We start from the raw sequence: 2,522 nt of genomic DNA, 5'->3' as shown, positions 1-2,522 counted from the left end.
AGCACAGGTGGTCCTGGAGGGACCTCCACCACTTTTACATTTGCATTATACTGCTTACCAATTTTTTGAATTTCCGGACGCAGGAGGCTGGCTATATGATGGCTTTGAGCACTTCTGTCGTGTTTATCTACTAAATTTACCTGAATATCGGCCATATTGCTTCCACCTCGCAGATCATAATGACGTACTAAGCCATTAAAAGTAATAGGAGCAGATGTACCAACGTAACTTTGATAATTAACTACTTCCGGACGTGTTGCCAGATACTGAGAAATTTCTTTTGCGACAACAGCAGTACGTTCTAGCGTGGTGCCTTCAGGCATGTCTATGACTACCTGAAATTCATTTTTATTATCAAAAGGCAACATTTTAACGGCAACTGACTTTGTAAAGAACATACCCACCGAAGCAAGCAGCAGGAAGAAAGTTATTCCCAAAAATATCCAGCGTTTCTTTTTATTTTCCAGTAAGGGTTTTTCATATTTTTCATAGACCCTGTATATCAAGGTCTCATTAAGTTGTTTCTCCTCTTTTTTCTTCCCTTTTTTTTCTTTTTCACGTAGGAATATAAAACCGAGATAAGGAGTGATTGTCAGCGCCACAAACAGAGACAATATCATTGCAATAGATGCTCCAATTGGCATTGGAGACATATATGGGCCCATTAATCCGGATACAAAAGCCATTGGTAAAACAGAGGCAATACAATACCTGTAACAAATACAAGGGCAAAAAGTGTAATCCTGTTAAGTGTGTAATCCAACATATAGTAGCTCAAAAGTGTAAGAGCGAAAGTAATTGGAACGGATAAGAAGACTACTAAGCCTCCCCGCCAGCCCATTGCCAGCATAACTACAAATGTTACCGCTATAATGGCCCCAATAAGGTGCATAAGTAGTTCTGATACTTTTTGAGAAGCAGTTTCTCCATAATTACGTGTAACTTCTACATGGACATCTGTCGGGATTAAATTTTGTTTTAAATGATCTACCTTTTTTAAGATGATATCCGAAATCTTCATGGCATCTGCTCCTTTTCGTTTAGCAACAGAAATGGTAACCGCAGGATATTCAGAATTATATGACCGTACATTTTCACTCGCCTGACCAAATCCAAGTGAAACATAGTTTTTTGGTAATTCTGCTCCGTCATGTATCGTGGCAATTTGTTTGAGATATATTGGTTGATTCTGCTGAATTCCCACAACAAGATTTTCAACATCCTCGGTAGTTTCCAAAAACCTTCCTGTGGTTACTGTAAACTCAGTGTCGTACTTATCAAAAGATCCCGCGCTAAGTTGACTGTTATTGGCTTTTATCATTTGGGCAACGGCAAGGAAATCCAGGTCACTTTCTGCCATCTTATCTTTGTTCAGCACTACTCTTAATTGCCTGTTTCTGCCGCCAATTTTTTTGATCGCCGAAACATCATTAATCTTTTCAATTTCGTCAGACAGTTCCTGTGCAATCTGTTTTAATTGGTAATCATCATAATTTTCGCTCCACAGGGTTAGTCCAAGCATTGGCACATCGTCAATAGCCCTGGTTTTTACCAACGGAAAAGTTACACCTTGTGGCATGATATCCATATGTTTGTTAATCTCGTTGTAGAGCTTAACAAAAGACCTCTCAATATCCTCTCCTACATAAAATTGTACGATAACCATGGCTTGTTCCTTCATAGAAGTAGAATAAACATATTCTACCCCTTTGATATTGGAGATAAGTTTTTCCAATGGTTTTACTACCCTTGATTCAACTTCGGTTGGGCTGGCCCCCGGATATCCTACAAAAATATCGGCAATGGGAACATCAATCTGTGGTTCTTCCTCCCTTGGAATCAAAAAGGAGCTATATACCCCAATGATCATAAAAACTATCATAAGGAGTACTGTTAGTTTAGATCCTATGAACAACTTTGCAATTTTCCCTGCTAATCCTTCTTTCATATTATTAGTATTGCTTTATAAACTTCTTTTCCAGGTAGTGGTAAAAAACCCTGCCCAAAATCTATTGTATAGCTATTTTAGCCCCGTTATATAATTTTCCATCAGATGAAACAATAAAACTTTCATCCGCTGACAGACCTGATAATACCTCAACCCTGTCACCATAGGAACGTCCTAAACGCAGCCATCTCAGAAGTGCTGTATTGCTCTCACTTACTGTATACACCCCTGATAATTGCCCCTTATGAACAAGGGCCTCAATTGGTATCAATGCTGCTCTTGATTGATTTTCTGTTGTTACAGGAAATTTAATTGTGGCATACATCCCTGATAAGACAGGAGCGCTTGTTTCAGATAAGGATACTTTTACATGGTACTGCCCTCCTGTATTTTTAGATGAGCTGCGTACTTCAACCGCTTCTCCCTGAATATTCTCATTTAAGGAATTTAAGTTCACTTGCACTTCCATACCCTTTTTGATTTTTGTTATTTCAGATTCCGGTACTAAAGTCAACACCTGATATTTCCCCGGAGCTTCTACTTCAAGAAGAGGTATTCCGGGATTTGCCATATC

Annotated in this window: 1 protein-coding gene and 1 pseudogene; both read right to left on the bottom strand. The window is 38.9% G+C overall.

Annotation, left to right across the window (positions count from 1 at the left end; translation table 11 throughout):
• Positions 1 to 1,948: pseudogene (locus Q0X89_RS13255) on the bottom strand (efflux RND transporter permease subunit); the annotation flags it as partial.
• A gap of 61 nt (positions 1,949 to 2,009) precedes the next feature.
• On the bottom strand, positions 2,010 to 2,522 hold a 513-nt coding region (locus tag Q0X89_RS13250), incomplete at its 5' end, for an HlyD family efflux transporter periplasmic adaptor subunit (protein ID WP_297694949.1).

Source organism: uncultured Eudoraea sp. (genome assembly GCF_947258525.1).
Taxonomy (GTDB): Bacteria; Bacteroidota; Bacteroidia; order Flavobacteriales; family Flavobacteriaceae; genus Eudoraea.
The sequence above is the reverse complement of the archived record's forward strand: the minus strand, read 5'-3'. Positions and strand labels throughout refer to the sequence as shown.